Here is an 18,055-nt window from a genome sequence, read left to right on the forward strand (position 1 = left end):
CGGATGTGCCATACAGAACCCGAGCGCCAGGGAGGCGAAGGTATGACCGTGGTCGAGATGCACTGCCTAACGAACGGTCCCGATGACTGCGGACCGCTCGCACTCTGTGGCAGCCAGCTGATTCGGCAGGCGCAGTCGTGAGCGAGCGCAGCGAGCGAACAAACAACACAGCCGCCAAGGCGGTCACGACGGAGCCGAGCGCCAGCGAGGCGCAGTCGTGACCGCCGTCGAGGTGAACTGCGTCGTCGACGGTCCCGACGACGGCGAACCCGTCGTGCTGAGCGGATCACTCGGCAGCGACGTGCGGATGTGGAATCCACAGGTCACCACGCTCACCGCCGCCGGGTACCGGGTACTGCGCTACGACCACCGCGGACACGGCGCATCCCCGGTACCCCCCGGCCCGTACACGCTGACAGATCTGGGCTCCGATGTGATCGGGCTGCTCGACCGATTCGGCATCGGACGAGCGCATTTCGTCGGACTCTCACTCGGCGGCATGGTCGGCATGTGGCTCGGCGAGCACGCACCTGACCGCGTGCGCACGCTCACCCTGTGCTGCACCTCCGCCGAACTGGGCCCGCCCAGCGGTTGGGCCGAGCGTGCAACTTTGGTCAGGAGCCAAGGGACACAGGCGGTTTCACACACGGTCGTACAGCGCTGGTTCACCCCGCGATGGCGCGCGGACCATCCGGACCGCATCCACTATTACGAGGACATGGTCGCCGCCACCAACCCTGACGGTTACGCATCCTGTTGCGCGGCAATCGAAACGATGAATATCGCCGACCGGCTGTCATCGATCACCGCACCCAGCCTCGTAATCGCCGGTACCCAGGACGCGGCCACCCCACCGGAGCACGGACAGCGCATCGCGCGCGCGATCGCGCACGCCCGCCTCGAAATCGTCAGCCCAGGCGCACATCTGGCCAGCGCCGAGGCACCGGAGGCGATCAACGATCTGATTCTCGCTCACCTGAAGGAGAACGCATGACAGAACGAGCCGATAGCGGCATGGCGGTCCGGCGTGAAGTGCTCGGCGATGATCACGTCGATCGCGCCGTCGCCAGGACCACCGAATTCACCAGGCCGTTCCAGGAATACATCACCGAGTCGGTATGGGGTTCGATCTGGACCCGCGAGGGCCTGGACCGACGCACCCGCAGCTGCGTTACCCTTGCGGTGCTCACCGCCCTCGGGCGGCACGAGGAGATCGCGATGCATGTGCGCGCCGCGATCACCAACGGTCTCACCGCCGCCGAGATCGCCGAAGTACTGCTGCACACCGGCGCCTACGCCGGCGTGCCCGCCGCCAATGCGGCCTTCGCGATCGGGCAGCAGGTGCTGGCCGAACTCGGGGACGATACCGCCCTGTAGCGCCCTGTCGAGGAGGACGACGATGACGACCGGCGGTAACGACGACGACGGCCGGCGCGGCACCCATTATGTGCAGTCGCTCGAACGCGGCCTCGCGGTCATCAAGGCATTCGACGCCGAGAACCCGCAGCTGACGCTCTCCGATGTCGCGCGCCTCACCGGGCTCACTCGCGCCGCCGCACGCCGATTCTTGTTGACCCTCGCCGATCTCGGCTATGTCCGCACCGACGGCAAACGCTTCTCGCTCACCGCCAAGGTGCTCGAGCTGGGCTATTCGTATCTGTCGAGCATGAGCCTGTCCGAGGTGGCCCAACCGCACCTCGAACAGCTCTCCGCCGACGTGCACGAATCCAGCTCGGTATCGGTGCTCGACGGTCCTGATGTCGTCTACGTAGCCCGCGTCGCGGCATCCCGGATCATGACCGTCAGCATCAATATCGGCACCCGTTTCCCCGCCTATGCCACCTCCATGGGCCATGTCCTGCTGGCCGGACTCCCGGCGGCTGAACTCGACACCTACCTGGCGCGCACCGCACTGACCCGACTGACCGCCAACACCATCACCGATCAGGACACCTTGCGTTCCGACTTGGAAACGGTTCGCGCACAGGGCTTTTCCATCGTCGACCAGGAATTGGAGGAAGGTCTGCGGTCGGTCGCCGCCCCCATCCGGGACCGCTCGGGTGTGATCGCCGCGATCAATATTTCCACGCACGCCTCCCGCCGCAGCATCGAATCCATTCGGGCCGAACTGATTCCGCGCCTGCAAACGGCCGCCCGCCGAATCGAAGCGGATCTGACCGCCGCGAAACCGATTACGCGACTGGGCTGACCGACGGCAGATTCGCCAGCGCCGCCCGAACCACCTCGAGGAACCAGCCCTGAGCCGCCGTGCGACCAGGTGCGCGCCGGGTATAGGCCGCCACCTCCACTGGCTCGATCGGCCACGGCAGGGTGAATACCCGCACGGGATGGGTTCGCGCCAACGCATGCGCCACCCGTTCGGGGACGATGGCGACCAGCTCACTGTCCTGCACCACATAGGGCAGGGTGGCGAATCGAGTGACGCGCACGGCGACGCGATCTCCGAGATGGTGCTCGCGCAGCGCCTTGCGCGGACCGGAGTGGCCCGTCACGCCTTCGACGACGATATGCCGCTCACCATCCAGTTCGGCTTCGGTGGGTGCATCACCACGCAACCGAGGGTGATGCACCGCGACCAGCCCCGCATAGCCCTCGGTGAACAGTGGCGTCCGTGTCAGCCGAGTCGAGTCGAGTATCGGACTGGCCACCATCGCGTCGACCTCGCCGCGGGCGAGCCGGTCGGTTGCGGTATCCACATCGAACGCCTCTACCTGCAATGTGACCTGCGGTGCCCGCGCCGCGAGTTCCGCGAGCACCAACGGCAGCACCGTCACCTCGCCGAGATCGGACAGTCCGAGCCTGAAGCGGACCGGTCCGATCGGATCGAATTCGGTTGCGGCACCGAGTGTTTCATCGATGCCCGTGATGGCCGCGCGTAGCGGCGGATACAGCCGCTCGGCCTCCGCACTCGGCACGAGACCACCCGGACCGCGCACGAATAGTTCATCGCGCAGCCGCCGCCGCATCTTGCCGAGCCCGTAGCTGACCGTCGGCTGGGTGACCCCGAGCAGATCGGCGGCGGCGGTGACACTCCTGGTCTCGTAAAGCAGCACAAAGGTGCGCACCAGGTTCAGATCGAACTCGGATGCCATAGATCTCCTCTATGTGGATCGAGAAAAATATCAATTGGATTTCTGATTGCCGGTCATTCTAGCGTGAGAGCCATCACAATCAGGGCCCGCTATGACCGGCCCGAATCTGCAGAAACGAATCATCATGAACAAGCTGTCGCCGTGGCCGGCCGCGCTGTGCTGGCTCATCGTCCTGCTCGAGGGCTACGACCTGGTCGTGCTCGGCGCCGTCATCCCCACCCTGATCGAGCACCACCACATCGGATTCACCGCGGCCGGTGCGACTTTCGTCGCGACGATCTCGCTGGTCGGGGTCGCCATCGGCGCGGCGGGCGGGCCGCTGGCCGACCGGTACGGACGCCGCAAGGTCCTGCTCGCCTCGATCGCCTTGTTCTCGGCGTTCACCGCGGCCGTCCCGGCGGCCGGATCCGTCACCGTTTTCGGCATCTTCCGCTTGTTGGCCGGGATCGGGCTCGGTGCATGTCTGCCGACAGCGCTGACCTTCATTGCCGAGCAGGTGCCCGCCGCCCGCCGCGCCTTCGCCAGCACCATCACCATGACCGGTTATCACACCGGCGCGGTGATCAGCTCGCTCATCGCGCTGCAACTCGTTCCGCACTGGCAGCCGCTGTTCTACCTCGGCGGCATCGCCGGATTCCTGCTGCTGCCGCTGATCTGGGCCGAACTGCCCGAATCCGAGGCATATCTGGCCGCCCAGGCCACGCCCGAACGGGTCCGGCCGACCATCCTGCTGACACCACGCTATCTGCGGACGACGCTCGGGGTGTGGGTCGCTTCGTTCATGGGTCTGCTGCTGGTCTACGGACTCAACACCTGGCTGCCGAAGCTGATGCGCGACGCCGGATACAACATGTCGACCTCATTGACTCTATTGCTGGTGCTGAATATCGGTGCGGTCATCGGGTTGCTCGTCGCCGGGACCCTCGCGGACCGCCGCGGCACGAAACCGATTGTCCTCGTTTGGTTCGCGGCCGCCGCGGTACTGCTGGCGCTGCTGAGCATCAAGGTTTCCAGCACCGTGCTGCTCGATGCATTGGTCCTGGTCACCGGCATCTTCGTATTCTCGGCTCAGGTACTCGTCTACGCCTATGTCACGCAGGCATATCCGGCCGAGGTGCGGGCCACCGCACTCGGCCTCACCTCGGGTGTGGGTCGGCTCGGCGCGATCTTCGGTCCGACCATTACCGGCTGGCTCATCGTCGCCGGATCGGCATACCCGTGGGGTTTCTACTTTTTCGCCGCGGTAGCAGGTGTCGGCATGCTCGCGATGGCCACGGTAACCCGGCTGCGCATTCGATCGGTGGAACCCGCCACCCTCGACACTTCGAAGAGGTTCGCGCTATGACAAATACGCGCACCCAGGTCGCGATTGTCGGCGCGGGTCCGGCGGGTCTGCTGCTGTCACATCTGTTGCACCGCTGCGGAATCGACTCTGTCGTGATCGATATCCGCACGCACGAGGAGATCGCGACCACCATTCGCGCGGGCATCCTCGAGGCGGGTTCGGTGCGCATGCTGGTGGATTCCAACGTCTGCGATCGCGTGCTCACCGAAGGCGACCGACACGACGGTGTGGTGCTGCGCTTCGACGGTGACAACCACCGGATCGATTTCCGGGAACTGGTCGGCGAATCCGTGTGGCTGTATCCGCAGACCGAGGTATTCATCGACCTCGCCGACCGCCGCAAGACCGATGGTGGCGATGTCCGCTATGGCGTCCGGGATACCGCGGTCTCCACCGATCCTGCGGTAGTGACGTTCGCCGAGGCGGACGGCCGCCCGGCCCGACTGGAGGCCGATCTGATCGTCGGGGCCGATGGTTCACGTTCGATCTGCCGCCACGCCTTTCCGGATGGCCTGCGCACCGAATGGTTTCGGGAATATCCCTTCGCCTGGTTCGGCTTCCTCACCGAGGCGCCACAATCACATCCGGAGCTGATCTACGCGCGCTCCGAACAAGGTTTCGCCCTGGTCAGCCAGCGCACGTCGACGATGCAGCGGATGTATTTCCAATGCGCGCCCACCGAGCGCGCCGAAGACTGGGATGACGAGCGGATCTGGGCCGAAATGCGCAGCCGCGTCAATGGCAATGGTTTCGCACTGCAAGAGGGCCCGATCAGCGGAAAGACGGTGCTACCGTTCCGCTCGTTCGTCACCGCTCCGATGCGCCACGGCAGACTCCTACTGGCGGGCGATGCCGCCCACACCGTCCCGCCGACTGGCGCGAAAGGTTTGAATCTCGCACTCGCGGACGTACGCGTGCTGCACGAAGTCCTCGTCGACTACTTCGCCGGGGGTGGCGAGAAATCCTTGCGGCATTACACCGATCGCGCACTCGCGCGAGTGTGGAAGGCACAGCACTTCTCCTACTGGGTGACGACCCTCCTGCACTCGATCGACGGCGCGTCACCCTTCGACATCGAGCGCCAACACGGGGAACTCGCGATGCTCACCGGATCCCACCGCGGCGCGGCATACTTCGCTGAGGGGTACACCGGAAGCTGGGGCCCGTCGTAGACACACCTGGAGGCATCGCGTGACCCGTCAACCCACCACCGACGACAAATTCTCCTTCGGGCTGTGGACGGTCGGTTGGACGGGGACCGACCCGTTCGGCCTGCCGACCCGACCGACACTCGCACCGTGGGAGTACGCCGAACGCCTGGCCGAACTCGGCGTCTGGGGAATCACCTTCCACGACAACGACGTATTCCCGTTCGATGCCGACGACGCCACCAAGGAGCGCAACCTCACGCGCCTCAAAGACGCGACCGATCGCTGCGGTCTCACCATCGAGATGGTTACGACCAACACCTTCACACATCCGATCTTCAAGGACGGCGGGCTGACCGCCAACGACCGCTCGATCCGCCGCTTCGGTCTGCGCAAAGTCCTGCGCGCAGTAGATCTGGCCGCACAGGTCGGCGCCACCACCTTCGTAATGTGGGGCGGGCGCGAGGGCAGCGAGTACGACGGATCCAAGGACATCTTCGCCGCGTTCGAACGCTACAAAGAGGGTTTGGATACCGTCGCCGGATATATCAAGTCACAGGGTTACGATCTGCGAATCGCGTTGGAGCCCAAGCCCAATGAGCCGCGCGGTGATATCTTCCTGCCCACCGTCGGGCACGCACTTGCCCTCATCGCCGAATTGGAGCACGGCGATATCGTCGGCCTCAACCCGGAGACCGGGCACGAACAGATGGCCAACCTCAACTACACGCACGCCCTCGGCCAGGCATTGTGGAGCGGCAAGCTGTTCCACATCGACCTCAATGGCCAACGCGGTCTCAAATACGACCAGGACCTGGTCTTCGGACACGGCGATCTGATCTCCGCATTCTTCACCGTCGATCTGCTGGAAAACGGTTTCCCGGGCTATCCGGACGGCCCGCGCTACACCGGACCACGGCACTTCGACTACAAGCCCTCGCGCACCGAACATCTCACCGGCGTATGGGAATCGGCCAAGGCTTGTATGGCGACCTATCTGATGCTGGCGGACAAGGCATGTGCCTTCCGCGCCGATTCCCGGGTGCAGGAGGCAATGGCCTACTCCGGCGTCCTCGACCTTGCGCAACCCACCCTCGACAACGGCGAATCGATCGAGGCATTCCTGCGTGACGACGACGGTTTCGACCCGGATAAGACCGCCGAACGAGACTTCGGTTTCGTCCGACTACAACAACTCGCACTCGAGCACCTGATCGGGTGACAGGCACACAACGGAGTCGTATATCGGATTTCCCGGGTCCGCTGACCGGCGACATCCGTCAGACCGCCGCGCGATCCTCGCCGCGACCGAGGGGTTACGGCCATTTCGATTTCGGACCGAGCTCGGGGTTATCCCCATGTCGGCCAACGGCGGCTCCTAATTGCACCGAAAGTGGTTGGTAGAGAGGGCGGTTGCACACTCGACCGCAAGTGTGCGATCAGCCCACGTCGCGGCGCAGCCAGGTCACCTCGGCGCCGGATTCGGTGCCGTAGCGGTAGATCTCGAGATCTTCGTCCCACGGGGTGCCCAGTGCACGGTCGAGCTCGGTAGCCAGGTCGTAGCCGGTGTAGTTGCCGAGTTCGCGGTTGGCCTGCAGCATGGCGCGCAGACGCATTTCGCCGACGGTGACATCGCCGTTGGCGGAGGTGGAGCCGTGCCAGAGGCCGAGGGTCGGGACGAAGCTGTAGCGCTCACCGTCCACGCCGTCGCTGGGGTCCTCGGTGACTTCGAAGCGCAGCACCGGCCAGGACCGCAAGGATTGGGCAATTCGCGATGCGGTGCCGACCGGACCGATCCAGTCGGTGGTCGCGCGCAGCTGACCGTCGGCGGGTTGTGCGGTCCAGCGCAATTTCGCGGGTGAGCCGAGGGCCGAGGTGAGTGCCCATTCGATATGTGGGCACAGCGCAGCCGGCGATGAGTGGATATAGACCACACCCGCCGTCGCGTCGGCGAACTGACTCGATGCGCGCACCACTGACACCTCCAGCAATCGACGAGAAACGTCTTCCCCAACGATCCGTCGTACTGGCGTTGCCCGAGTGTACTGGAGTGCCCCGAGTTACACATGTTACTTCGGAGGCGTGTCCGACCTGTTACTTCGCGACCGAGTTCCGAGCCAGGTTCACCTCGGCGATCACCGCATCGGAAAAGACGGGCCATGCCTCCCGTGCCCAGTCGCCGAAATTCTCGTCGCTCAAAGCGATACTCGCCACCCCTAATTCGGGATCGACCCACAGAAATGTGCCGGACTGCCCGAAGTGGCCATAGGTACCTGCGGAATTCGATCCGCCGGTCCAGTGTGGTGATTTCCCGTCGCGAATCTCGAATCCGAGTCCCCAGTCGTTGGGACGCTGCGATCCGTAACCCGGCAGCACACCGTTGAGTCCCGGAAACGCGACCGTGGTCGCCTCGGCGTGGGTCCGCGCCGAAATCAGCTGGGGATCCAGCAGTTCCGCACCGAAGCGCACCAGATCCGCCGCGGTGGACCGGCCCGCATGTCCAGCCGGACCCGCCAACACCGAGGCCGTCATGCCGAGTGGTTCGAATACGGCCTCGCGCAAGTACTCCGGGAACGCGATCCCTGTCTGCTCCGCGACGAAGGCCGCGAGAATTTCGAATCCGGCGCTGGAGTAGATGCGTCGCGTACCCGCAGCGGCGATCACCTCGGTGGTATCGAAGGCGATGCCGGAAGTGTGCGCGAGCAGATGCCGGACGGTAGCTCCCGGCGGCCCGGCGGGCTGATCGAGTTCGACCGCACCCTCCTCCACCGCGACGAGCACCGCGTAGGCGACCAGCGGCTTGGTCACCGAGGCGAGCGGGAATACGCGCTCGGTTTCACCCGCCGTCCGCGCCCCGTCCCGGGTGACGACACCCGCCGCCGCATGCCGAACCGGCCAGTCCTTGATCTGCTCGAATGCACGCACGAATTGAGCGTACGAGACGCCCGTTCCCGGCATGTCCGCACCGTCCGCACAGGAAAGTCGGTACCGCCGGTACCATCAACCGATCATGAGCGCACCCACCATCCACGGCGATGTGGCGGCCGGTTTCGGCCCCGTTGCCGATGCCTTCCGCCGCAATTTCGCCCAGCACGGCGAAATCGGCGCTGCCGTGGCCGTTTACGCGGGCGACCGCCCGGTCGTCGACCTGTGGGCTGGCCATCGGGACCGCCGCCGGACCCTGCCGTGGGAACGCGACACGATCGTCCCGGTCTTCTCCTCGACCAAGGGCATGGCCGCGTTCGTGGTCGCCACGATGGCGTCGAAGGGACTGCTGGACTACGAAGAGCCGGTCGCGAAGTACTGGCCGGAGTTCGCCGCCCAGGGCAAGGGCGCGGTCACGGTGCGTCAGCTGATCGACCATCAGGCCGGACTTTCCGGACTCGATGCCGTGGTGCGCCTGCCGCAGATCGCCGATCTCGACGGTCTCGCAACGATCCTCGCGGCGCAGCGGCCCGCATGGCGGCCGGGCACCCGGCACGGCTACCACGCCATCACCCTCGGCCTATATCAAGGCGAACTCGTGCGCCGCGCCGATCCGGAACACCGCACCCTCGGCCGGATCTTCGCCGAGGAAATCGCGAAACCACTCGACCTGGACTTCTTCATCGGTCTGCCCGCCGAGCAGAGCATGGACCGGATCGCCACCCTGGCCGCCACCGAGGGCACGGACATCCTGCGCTATGAGCGCGATATTCCGGTGCGCATCGGCGCGGAGATCTTCGCCAAGCGCGGACTTTCCCATGCGGCACTGACCAATCCGCGCATCGGCGCACCGGCGCGGGCCAGCAGGCGCGAGCTGCTCGAGTTGGAGATGCCGGGTTCCAATGGCGTCGGCAATGCCAGGTCGCTTGCCAAGACGTACGGCGCGGCAGCGGGTCGCACCGGTGCGCTGCCGATCGACGAGACGGTGCTCGATCGGCTCGCCGCCACCGCCGCCGACGACGTGCCCGCCGACGATCTGGTGCTGCACACCAAGTCTCGCTATCACCTGGGCTTCCGCAAATCCCGCGGCTCGTTCCGTTTCGGCTCGGATAAACGCGCCTACGGCACCACGGGCCTCGGCGGCTCGTTCGGATTCGCCGATCCGGCAACCGGTCTCGGCTTCGGCTACTCGATGAACCGCCTCGGCCTCGCCGTCCTCGACGACGTTCGCAGCCGCAACCTCCGCAATGCCCTGCTCCGCTGCACCCGCTGATGCTGCGCACGTTTTTGTTCGCCACGCATCGATTCGCCGGGCAAATTCATGCGCGGCGTGCTAATTCGTGCGCGGCACCCAAGTCGTCAGCGCAGCATCGGCGGGGACGGTGAGAATCCGCTCGGCAAGTTGGTTCGGTGCGAGTTGGTGACGCAGGTCGCGGACGAGCTAGGCGAGCGGGATCCAGGGGATTACCAGTCGGCCTCGGTGTACTTGATGATGCCGCGAATGTTCTTGCCGTCCAGCATGTCCTGGTAGCCCTCGTTGATCTGCTCCAGGGAGTACTGACGGGTCACCATATCGTCGAGGTTCAGCTGGCCCGACTTGTACAGCGACAGCAGGTGCGGCGCGTCCTGGCGGGCATTGCCACCGCCGAAGATGCAGCCCTTGACGGTCTTCTGCAGCATGGACAGCAGGAAGCTGTTCAGCTTGACGTCGTTCTCGTCCATGCGCCCCATCGAGGTGACGACCAGGGTGCCCGCCTTGGCGGTGAGAATGAGTCCCTCTTCGATGTATTCGCCGTGCATCTCACCCATGGTCAGGATGACCTTCTGCGCCATCCGCCCCTCGGTGGCCTCCATCAGCGGCATGATGGCGGCGGCCATGCTCTCGTAGGTATGGGTCGCACCGAACTTCTGCGCCTGCTCGCGCTTCCACGGATTCGGGTCGATGGCAACGACTTTGGACGCGCCGGAGAGCACCGCACCCTGCAGCGCGCTCATGCCGACACCGCCGATACCCGCGATCACCACGGTCTCACCGGGCGCGACCTGGGCGACGTGGGTGGAAGAACCGAAGCCGGTGGGAACGCCGCAGCCGACGAGGCAGGCGACCTCGAACGGAATACTCGGGTCGATCTTGACGACCGAGGTGTGGTGCACCGTCATATACGGCGAGAAGGTGCCCAGCAGGCACATCGGGATGACATTCTCACCGCGCGCCTGGATGCGGTAGGTGCCGTCGCTGATGGCCTGACCCATCAGCAGGCCCGCGCCCAGATCGCACAGCGCCATATTGCCGCTCACGCACGCCGGACAGCGACCGCAGGCCGGGATGAACGACAGGATCACGTGGTCGCCGACCTGCAGATCGGCGGGGCAGTTCGGCCCGAGCTTGGTGATCACGCCGGCGCCCTCATGGCCGCCCATCACCGGGAATGCGGGCATCGGCGTCGCGCCGGTCACGATGTGGTGGTCCGAGTGGCACATACCGGCGGTTTCCATCCGGATCTGAACCTCACCGGATACCGGATCGCCGACCTCGATCTCCTCCACCGACCACGGCTGGTCGGTCCCCCACAGGATCGCGCCTTTCGTCTTCATTCGTGTCGACCTCTCGCATGCACGGGCTTCTATGTGACTGCACCCACACTACGAGAAAACTGGAACGCGTTCTAGTACTGGATCGAAAATTCGTCGACACGGATTGACAGAACACCCGAACGCGTTCCAATTCCCCACGACCGCGAACCCGTCCCGGTCCGATATTGCCCGACTTCAGCCGCGCACGTCGTGCACATGGTGGATTACGTCGTGCAGGAAGTAGACGGCCAGCGATTCGACCGTGAAGACCGAACCGTCGCTGCGTCGCGCCTGGTTGCCGAGGGCGGCTTCGGGGACCGACGCGAAGGCCCGCGCGACGGCCTCGGCCGCGTCGCTCAGCTCCCCGGCGACCTTTCGCGGATCCTGCTTGTCGTATTGGTCGGCGCCAGCGGTGACGTCCTGATCCCAGTTCGAGAACACCGGGACACCGTCGGCGGAGTCGAGGCCTTTCGCGTCGAACCCGGGCACCTTCGGATCCACCGCATCCGTGCGGGCCGCGATGGCCGCGCGATAGGTGAAGATTCGGCAGACGTCGCGAACGTGGGCAGCGTATTCGAGCGCCGACCAGGTGGAGTCGGACGGACGGACGGCCGCGTCGGGACGCCCGAGCGTCGCCGCCAGACGGCCCGCGTACTCACGGGCCAGATCGGGCACTGCCGCGTAGGTGACCGACTCCGGATCGAATCCGCATTCGAGACAGGAGCGTTCGAGGACCCAGGTCCAGTTCTTGACGTCGGGAACGATCGGCATGCGCCCACCTTAGATTGGCTGAATATCCTCAGCGATAGATATTCAGCCAGCTATCGGCAAGATCCCGACACGGAGTTTCAATCCATCAGACGATGCGCCCGCCCGAAGAGCTCGAGCGTGATGGCATGCAGGAAGTCACCGACCTGCTTGGGCGCCTTGCCGGCGAATGCGCGAGCATGCGTGCCCTCCAGCACAATTCCCAACTTGAAGCAGGCGAGCACCGTGTACCAGGTGACATTGCTCAGGTCACGATCGGAGAACTTGCCGTAGTGCTCGATCATCTCCTCCGGTGTCGGCAGACCGCCGACAGCGCCGAGTTTGCCGATCAGCGCCGCACCCGTGGTGCCCGGCTCCGGACGGGTCGCGATCTGCCAGCCGAGGTCCAGCAGCGGGTCGCCGATGGTCGACATCTCCCAGTCCACCATCGCGGCCACTTCCGGACCGTCGTAGGAGAACATCATGTTGGCCAGGTGACAGTCGCCGTGCAGGATGCCGGGCGTCCACTGCGCGGGCCGATTCCGATCCAGCCACTCCCCGACCTGCCGCACGCCCGGAATCTCCGGGCCCGGATACCCCGCATTGGCCGAATAGGACTCGAGTTCGCCGAGCCAGCGCGGTACCTGGCGCTCCAGGAAGCCGTCCGGTTTGCCGTAGTCCTGCAGGCCGAGCGACTGATAGTCGAGCGAGCCCAGACGGGCGATGGCCTCGACCGCGGACAGGCCCATCTGCCGCCTGATCTCCGGATCGCCCGCGTGCGGTTGCGGCAGTTCGTTCTGCGGATTGAATCCGGTAATGGGCTCCATCAGGTAGAACACCGCGCCGAGGACGGATTCGTCCGGGCAGGCGGCGATCACCTTCGGCGCGCGCACGCCGGTTCCGTCGAGCGCGCCGAGCAGTCGGGCCTCGCGCCGGATGACGTCATTGCTCTTGGCGCGCAGATGTTTCGGACCGCGACGCAGCACATAGTCCCTACCTCCGCGGGCGAAGCGCAGCATGATGTTCTGCGTGCCGCCGCCGAGCGCGGTCACATCCTCGAACTCACCGGCAGGCAGGCCCTGCTCGTCCATCCATTTACCGACGACGGCGAAGTCGACGGCTCCCCCGCCTTCCGGAACCTCTGGCCGGTCGGCGGGCACCCCACCAGTCACGTCGCGGACCAAGGGTTCAGCGGGTTGCTCGGTTCTGGGCGTACCCGATGAGTTACCCATGTTCTCTCCAAATCAGTTGTCGCCTGAGAGCATGAACATCAATAACTATCACGATCTCACCTCTACGCCTTGCTTCGGCCATAGTAGGGCGCAGGCACGAGCCGAACCTAACTGACGGCACACGACAACAGTTTGCTTCGACCGGTGCGGCGTAGGGTTCGGAGCACGATGCGCACGCTCTTGATCGACAATTACGACTCGTTCACCTACAACCTCTACCAGCTGATCAGCGAGGTGAACGGGGAAGAACCCACGGTCGTGCGCAATGACGGGGTCGACGATATCGCCCGGCTGCGGCTGGAACGCTTCGACAATGTCGTCATCTCCCCCGGACCGGGTCGTCCTGATGTCGGTCGGGATATCGGCATCTCGGCCGCGGTGATCCGCGAGACCGAACTGCCGCTGCTCGGTGTCTGTCTCGGACATCAGGCCCTCGTCGTCGCGGCGGGCGGCATCGTGCGGACCGCACCCATCGCGCGGCACGGCTATCTCGATCACATCGAGCACGACGGTGACGAACTGTTCGCCGGGCTGCCCGAGGGTTTCACCGCGGTGCGATACCACTCACTGTGCGCGCAGCGGCCGCTACCGGACAGCCTCGAGATCACCGCCGTCGCGGCCGATGGGGTGATCATGGGCGTGCGACACCGGAGCAGACCGCATTGGGGGGTGCAGTTCCATCCCGAATCGATCGCCAGCGAGTACGGTGCGGCATTGCTCGGCAACTTCGCGAAACTTACTGCGGGCCATCGCATTAGATCGAGCATCATCGCACCGTTCGAGAATGCCGAACCACTGACGGGTAGACACGAGTTCCGCGAATCCCGGCGCTCCTGGCAGCTGCGGCATGCGGTGATCGAGCGGGCGATCGACACCGAGGCCGCGTTCCTGCGGCTATACGGCAACTCCCCCACCGCATTCTGGCTCGACAGCGAACATGTCGAACCGGGACTGGATCGGTTCTCCTTCCTCGGCGATGCCAGCGGACCGCTGGCCGAGGTGATCCGCTACCGGGTCGGCGAGAACAAGGTGACGGTGGAATCCTCGGACGGGAATCGGCGGACCGTACCCGGCGGAATTCTCGACTATCTCGCCGGACAGCTACACCTGAGACATACCGAACTACCTGATCTGCCTTTCGATTTCGCGTGTGGTTACGTCGGATACCTGGGCTATGAGGTGAAGGCCGATTGTGGCGCGAATGCGGCGCATCGCGCCTCGACACCGGACGCGCAGTGGATCTTCGCCGATCGGATCGTGGTCGTCGACCATGTCGGCGGGCGCACCCATCTGCTCGCGCTCACCGATCCCACGCCGGAAGCCCTTCGGGCGGGCGCGGATTGGTTGCGCGATACCCGTGAGGTCCTGGAATCCCTACCGACATGGGCGAATCCGCCGACACTCGAGGTGTGCTCCGACACCGCCGCCGTCGCGCCGCTGTTCACCCGCGGGCGGGAGCGGTATCTCGCCGATATCGCCGTCTGCCAGGAGCGGCTGCTTGCGGGCGAGTCCTACGAAATTTGCATTACCGATAGCGCGTCCATGGCCGCCGCCGAATCGGACGGGCTCGATTTCTACCGCACGCTGCGCCGCTGCAATCCCGCGCCGTACGCGGCGTATCTGCGCTTCGACGATCTCGAAATCGCCTGCTCCTCACCGGAACGCTTCCTGAAGGTGGACCGCGCCCGCACCGTGGAGAGCAAGCCGATCAAGGGCACCGCGCCGCGCGGGACCACCGCCGCCGAGGACGAGCAGCTGCGCCGCGAACTGGCCGACAGTTCCAAGACCAGGGCCGAGAATCTGATGATCGTCGACCTGTTGCGCAATGACCTGGGCCGGGTCTGCCAGGTCGGCAGTGTGCACGTGCCGAAATTGATGGCCACCGAGACGTATTCGACCATGCACCAATTGGTCTCCACCGTGCGTGGCACACTGCGGCCGAATGTCGATGTGATCGATTGTCTGCGTGCGTGTTTCCCGGGCGGCTCGATGACCGGCGCGCCCAAGTTGCGGACCATGGAGATCATCGACGAACTGGAAACCGAAGCGCGCGGCATCTATTCGGGCACCATCGGCTTCCTCGGCCTAGCGGGCACCGCCGATCTCAATATCGTCATCCGCACCGCCGTCCGCCACGACGGACACTGGCGCATCGGCGCGGGCGGTGCCATCGTGCTCGACTCCGACCCCGAGGACGAATACCACGAAACCCTGCTCAAAGCCGCCGCCACCTACCGCGCCGCACCCCATTGAGCCCTGTTACTTGCGGCGGCGGGTGCGCTTCGGGGGTTCGGGTGGTGGCGCGGGAGGATCGGCTGATTTGCCGGTAAATCGGCCGAGGAGGGAGACACCGGGGAGTTTGGCGAGGGCCATGAAGAGGTCTTCGCCGAGGCCGATCATCGCCTCCAGCCGGGGCAGCAGTCGGTCGTATGCGGCGAAGGCAGGGTCCGCCAGCGCCAGGGTGCGGTCCAGGCGGTCGATGGTGGAGTTGAGCCGGTCGATGGCGATCGAGAGGCTCTCGATCAGATCCGGGAGCGCAGCCGCCAGCTGAGCCGAGGCCGGTGGCAGGCGCACCGCCGCATCGAAGGCCTGACCAGCCGTGAGTTGTGCGGCATCCAATACTTGACTCGCCGCCGACTGTGCCGCTTCCACCGCCGATTGCGCGGCCGCCAGAACATCGCCGGGACTCGGCACTCGCCCACCCGGCGCCTTCGGAGTCGAGGCCTTGCGGCCCCCTCCCTTCGGGGTAGTCATCCCTTCACTCTGCCGCACCCATCGCTCTCCAGGCCGGATATGCCCCGACCGACCGGTTTGTGTCGTGTCGGCGCGGACTCGCTCGCACCGCCGAAGATATGGACCGCCGGAGTCGGCGTGTCGGTGGTTCGTGGCATAGTTCGAGCACGATGAAACTCAGTAAAGGGGCCAACGCGGCGGTGCCGACTTCCCTTCTTGCCGTGGTTGTTTCATGGCGGTCGGGGCATGCCGTGGATGCGCATGCGCTGTTGCTCGCGGAGGCCGGGACGGTGCGCACGGATCGAGATCTGGTGTTCTTCAATGCACCCCGACATATGTCGCAGGCGGTGACGCTCGATCAAGAACCGGCCCCCGGGACGGCGCGGCTGAGCGTGTCGCTACCGCGCACCGAATCCGATGTGGCGCGGATCGTGGTCGCCGGATCGATCGACGACGGCACCTTCGGCGATATCGCGGATCTCACCCTCACCATCGAGGCCGCGCACGGGCCGATCGCCCGGTTCGAGATCACCGATCCCGATGCGGTCTCGGCGATCATGTTCGGCGAGTTCTACCGCCGCGACGGCCAGTGGCGCTTCCGCGCGATCGGCCAGGGGTGGGACAGCGGGCTCCCCGGACTCGTCACCGAATTCGGCGTGACCATCGACGACCCCGCCGAACCGACACCCGATCGCTCGCGCGCGGATCGGATACCCACTTCTCCAGTGCAGCAACGTGTCTCGATGGGCACGGCGTTGGCCGGTTTGCCCGATTCCCGGCAGTACGACACTGCACCCTGGGACCAGGACGCCGCCAACGCGGACCCGACTGGACAGCATGCTCGGCCCGATGCGGCACCGACCCGACCACGGACGCTAGGCGCAAACCGGGCAGATCAGGCTTGGCGCCACACCGCCGCCACCGGGCCCGGTGACCGAGCCGCCCATCGCCCGGACTCGGCCGACGCGCGCCCCGCCCGACCGCAACCAGGCATGCGGGTAAACCTCGAGCGCCAGCGGCACGAGGTCGAGCCGCCGATACCAGCACCGCCGAATCCCGAACGCGCGGACTGGCATTCGGATCCCGAGAACCCCGCACGGATGCGGTGGTGGGATGGGGTCGAATGGACCAGTGCCACATACGAACGGCGGCGGCCTGGTCCGCGCGGTTGTGAGCGGTGCGGAAATCCCCGGCGCCGCAAGCTGTTCGGTGGGCTCGCGCCGTGTCAGAGCTGCGAGCATGAGATCGAGGAATTCCTCACCCATTGGCATACCCAGGCCTGGCGGGCCCTGACCGCAGCCGGGCCGCGCGGTGCGGAGTGGGATGCGTTGTGGGCGTCGCTGCGGTATCAGCGAATTGATGAGGGTCTGGGCCGGGCGGCGCTGCGGGATGTGGCGCTGACCTATGTCGAGCGGCTGGTCGCGTTCGCATTCGCGGACGGCGAGATCGAGCAGACCGAGTTCGAGGCGTTCGAATACGCGATCGAGGAGTTGGCGCTCAGCGGACCGCTGGTCGAGGATCTGCGCAGGCGGATGTATCGCGGGCGCACGCTGTCGCGGTTGCGCGGAGGTGATCTGCCGGTGGTGCGAACGCCCGGCCTGCATCTGGATCCGGAGGAGAAGGTCCATGTCGATCTGCCCGCCGTGCACGTCCGCCAGCTCGCCAGGGGACCGAAACCAACCGACGGCAGGCTGATCGCCAGCAATAAGAAGCTGCGGTTCGTCGGCACCGATACCGGCACCGAATTGCCGTGGAACCGCGTGGTTTCGGTGCATGTCGAGCAGCGTTCGGTGGTCGTCGCGGCGACCTCGTCCCGCGGTGGGGCCATCTTCGATGTCGACGATCCGGATTACGTCGCGGCCGCGCTGGAAGGGGCTTTACGGGTCGCCAAACGCCTGGTCCTCACCCCCGGCCAGCGCGACACGCGCAGCATCCCGCAGGAGGTCAAGGCCGAGGTATGGCAACGTGACGGCGGTAAGTGCGTCGAATGCGGCGATGGCCACTACCTCGAATTCGATCACATCATCCCGCTGAGCCGCGGTGGTGCGACGAGTGCGACCAATCTGCAGATCCTCTGTCGCTCCTGCAACCGCGCGAAGGGTGCGCGGATCTGATCCAGATACCGCATGCGGTCGTGCACCGGAACACCGATGTGACGAACCAGGCATATGTGATGAAGCATGTTGAGCCGCGCGGCGCGCCGCCGTAGCGTGCGACATACCGAACAGGGCCGTTTGG

The 18,055-nt window shown here is 65.6% G+C and carries 16 protein-coding genes; 9 read left to right on the forward strand and 7 right to left on the reverse strand.

The annotated features are described in order from the left end of the window. The first annotated feature begins 217 nt into the window (after positions 1-217). From pcaD to AB0J47_RS15185, 3 genes are read left to right on the forward strand one after another with little or no spacing between them, the layout of a single operon-like run. On the forward strand, positions 218-994 hold the full coding sequence (gene pcaD, locus AB0J47_RS15175) for a 3-oxoadipate enol-lactonase (RefSeq protein WP_364345609.1): 777 nt from the start codon (positions 218-220) through the stop codon (positions 992-994). Next, positions 991-1,377 (forward strand): 4-carboxymuconolactone decarboxylase, encoded by a 387-nt coding sequence (pcaC, locus tag AB0J47_RS15180; RefSeq protein ID WP_364345611.1) that lies wholly within the window; start codon positions 991-993, stop codon positions 1,375-1,377. Before pcaD ends, pcaC begins: the two co-directional genes overlap by 4 nt. Before the next feature lie 22 nt (positions 1,378-1,399). Further along, positions 1,400-2,209, forward strand: coding sequence for an IclR family transcriptional regulator C-terminal domain-containing protein (locus AB0J47_RS15185; protein ID WP_364345613.1), 810 nt, complete (start codon positions 1,400-1,402; stop codon positions 2,207-2,209). Here AB0J47_RS15185 and AB0J47_RS15190 read toward each other — a convergent pair. Beyond that, entirely contained in the window at positions 2,193-3,113 is a 921-nt protein-coding gene (locus AB0J47_RS15190; RefSeq protein WP_364345615.1) for a LysR family transcriptional regulator, read from the reverse strand. The genes AB0J47_RS15185 and AB0J47_RS15190 overlap by 17 nt on opposite strands. Before the next feature lie 124 nt (positions 3,114-3,237). On the opposite strand from AB0J47_RS15190, the gene AB0J47_RS15195 reads away from it, so the two are divergent. The 3 genes from AB0J47_RS15195 to xylA are packed head-to-tail and all read left to right on the forward strand — an operon-like array spanning position 3,238 to position 6,828. Further along, positions 3,238-4,458, forward strand: coding sequence for an aromatic acid/H+ symport family MFS transporter (locus tag AB0J47_RS15195; RefSeq protein WP_364345617.1), 1,221 nt, complete (start codon positions 3,238-3,240; stop codon positions 4,456-4,458). Further along, positions 4,455-5,630 (forward strand): 4-hydroxybenzoate 3-monooxygenase, encoded by a 1,176-nt coding sequence (locus tag AB0J47_RS15200; protein ID WP_364345619.1) that lies wholly within the window; start codon positions 4,455-4,457, stop codon positions 5,628-5,630. Before AB0J47_RS15195 ends, AB0J47_RS15200 begins: the two co-directional genes overlap by 4 nt. Before the next feature lie 19 nt (positions 5,631-5,649). Further along, positions 5,650-6,828, forward strand: coding sequence for a xylose isomerase (gene xylA, locus AB0J47_RS15205; RefSeq protein WP_364345622.1), 1,179 nt, complete (start codon positions 5,650-5,652; stop codon positions 6,826-6,828). A 217-nt stretch (positions 6,829-7,045) separates the two neighbouring features. On the opposite strand, the gene AB0J47_RS15210 is transcribed toward xylA, so the two are convergent. Both AB0J47_RS15210 and AB0J47_RS15215 read right to left on the reverse strand, forming a co-directional pair. After that, positions 7,046-7,579 carry a DUF3145 domain-containing protein gene (locus tag AB0J47_RS15210; RefSeq protein ID WP_364345624.1) on the reverse strand — a complete coding sequence of 178 codons (534 nt, stop codon included), beginning with the start codon at positions 7,577-7,579 and terminating at the stop codon, positions 7,046-7,048. A 121-nt stretch (positions 7,580-7,700) separates the two neighbouring features. Beyond that, complete coding sequence (locus AB0J47_RS15215; RefSeq protein ID WP_364345626.1) at positions 7,701-8,531, reverse strand: serine hydrolase domain-containing protein; 831 nt, start codon at positions 8,529-8,531, stop codon at positions 7,701-7,703. A gap of 85 nt (positions 8,532-8,616) precedes the next feature. On the opposite strand from AB0J47_RS15215, the gene AB0J47_RS15220 reads away from it, so the two are divergent. After that, positions 8,617-9,804, forward strand: a complete 1,188-nt coding sequence (locus AB0J47_RS15220) for a serine hydrolase domain-containing protein (RefSeq protein ID WP_364345628.1) — start codon at positions 8,617-8,619, stop codon at positions 9,802-9,804. A 191-nt stretch (positions 9,805-9,995) separates the two neighbouring features. Here the strand turns inward: AB0J47_RS15220 and AB0J47_RS15225 are convergent, their stop codons facing one another. From AB0J47_RS15225 to AB0J47_RS15235, 3 genes are all read right to left on the reverse strand, one after another. Beyond that, a complete protein-coding gene (locus AB0J47_RS15225; protein ID WP_364345630.1) occupies positions 9,996-11,126 on the reverse strand; it encodes an NDMA-dependent alcohol dehydrogenase in 1,131 nt (376 codons plus the stop codon). Positions 11,127-11,300: 174 nt separating this feature from the next. Beyond that, positions 11,301-11,876: a DinB family protein gene (locus tag AB0J47_RS15230; protein WP_364345632.1), complete on the reverse strand. Its 576-nt coding sequence runs from the start codon at positions 11,874-11,876 to the stop codon at positions 11,301-11,303. Positions 11,877-11,953: 77 nt separating this feature from the next. Further along, positions 11,954-12,943 carry a phosphotransferase family protein gene (locus AB0J47_RS15235; protein WP_364345727.1) on the reverse strand — a complete coding sequence of 330 codons (990 nt, stop codon included), beginning with the start codon at positions 12,941-12,943 and terminating at the stop codon, positions 11,954-11,956. A gap of 309 nt (positions 12,944-13,252) precedes the next feature. On the opposite strand from AB0J47_RS15235, the gene pabB reads away from it, so the two are divergent. Continuing rightward, positions 13,253-15,337 carry an aminodeoxychorismate synthase component I gene (gene pabB / locus AB0J47_RS15240; protein WP_364345634.1) on the forward strand — a complete coding sequence of 695 codons (2,085 nt, stop codon included), beginning with the start codon at positions 13,253-13,255 and terminating at the stop codon, positions 15,335-15,337. A gap of 6 nt (positions 15,338-15,343) precedes the next feature. Here pabB and AB0J47_RS15245 read toward each other — a convergent pair whose 3' ends face one another. Further along, on the reverse strand, positions 15,344-15,838 hold the full coding sequence (locus AB0J47_RS15245) for a hypothetical protein (protein WP_364345636.1): 495 nt from the start codon (positions 15,836-15,838) through the stop codon (positions 15,344-15,346). Positions 15,839-15,987: 149 nt separating this feature from the next. Between AB0J47_RS15245 and AB0J47_RS15250 the strand changes: the two genes are divergently transcribed. Next, positions 15,988-17,931, forward strand: a complete 1,944-nt coding sequence (locus AB0J47_RS15250) for a TerD family protein (protein ID WP_364345638.1) — start codon at positions 15,988-15,990, stop codon at positions 17,929-17,931. Positions 17,932-18,055: the final 124 nt, after the last annotated feature.

The sequence above is a fragment of the Nocardia sp. NPDC049737 genome, assembly GCF_040674755.1.
Lineage (GTDB): Bacteria > Actinomycetota > Actinomycetes > Mycobacteriales > Mycobacteriaceae > Nocardia.

What these genes read in the sequence shown, in the direction of transcription:
- AB0J47_RS15230 (WP_364345632.1), bottom strand. Translation starts at nt 11,876, where the DNA reads ATGCCGATCGTTCCCGACGTCAAGAACTGGACCTGGGTCCTCGAACGC.
- AB0J47_RS15225 (WP_364345630.1), bottom strand. Translation starts at nt 11,126, where the DNA reads ATGAAGACGAAAGGCGCGATCCTGTGGGGGACCGACCAGCCGTGGTCG.
- AB0J47_RS15235 (WP_364345727.1), bottom strand. Translation starts at nt 12,943, where the DNA reads ATGGACGAGCAGGGCCTGCCTGCCGGTGAGTTCGAGGATGTGACCGCG.
- pcaC (WP_364345611.1), top strand. Translation starts at nt 991, where the DNA reads ATGACAGAACGAGCCGATAGCGGCATGGCGGTCCGGCGTGAAGTGCTC.
- AB0J47_RS15250 (WP_364345638.1), top strand. Translation starts at nt 15,988, where the DNA reads ATGAAACTCAGTAAAGGGGCCAACGCGGCGGTGCCGACTTCCCTTCTT.
- AB0J47_RS15195 (WP_364345617.1), top strand. Translation starts at nt 3,238, where the DNA reads ATGAACAAGCTGTCGCCGTGGCCGGCCGCGCTGTGCTGGCTCATCGTC.
- pabB (WP_364345634.1), top strand. Translation starts at nt 13,253, where the DNA reads ATGCGCACGCTCTTGATCGACAATTACGACTCGTTCACCTACAACCTC.
- AB0J47_RS15220 (WP_364345628.1), top strand. Translation starts at nt 8,617, where the DNA reads ATGAGCGCACCCACCATCCACGGCGATGTGGCGGCCGGTTTCGGCCCC.
- AB0J47_RS15185 (WP_364345613.1), top strand. Translation starts at nt 1,400, where the DNA reads ATGACGACCGGCGGTAACGACGACGACGGCCGGCGCGGCACCCATTAT.
- AB0J47_RS15200 (WP_364345619.1), top strand. Translation starts at nt 4,455, where the DNA reads ATGACAAATACGCGCACCCAGGTCGCGATTGTCGGCGCGGGTCCGGCG.
- AB0J47_RS15190 (WP_364345615.1), bottom strand. Translation starts at nt 3,113, where the DNA reads ATGGCATCCGAGTTCGATCTGAACCTGGTGCGCACCTTTGTGCTGCTT.
- AB0J47_RS15245 (WP_364345636.1), bottom strand. Translation starts at nt 15,838, where the DNA reads ATGACTACCCCGAAGGGAGGGGGCCGCAAGGCCTCGACTCCGAAGGCG.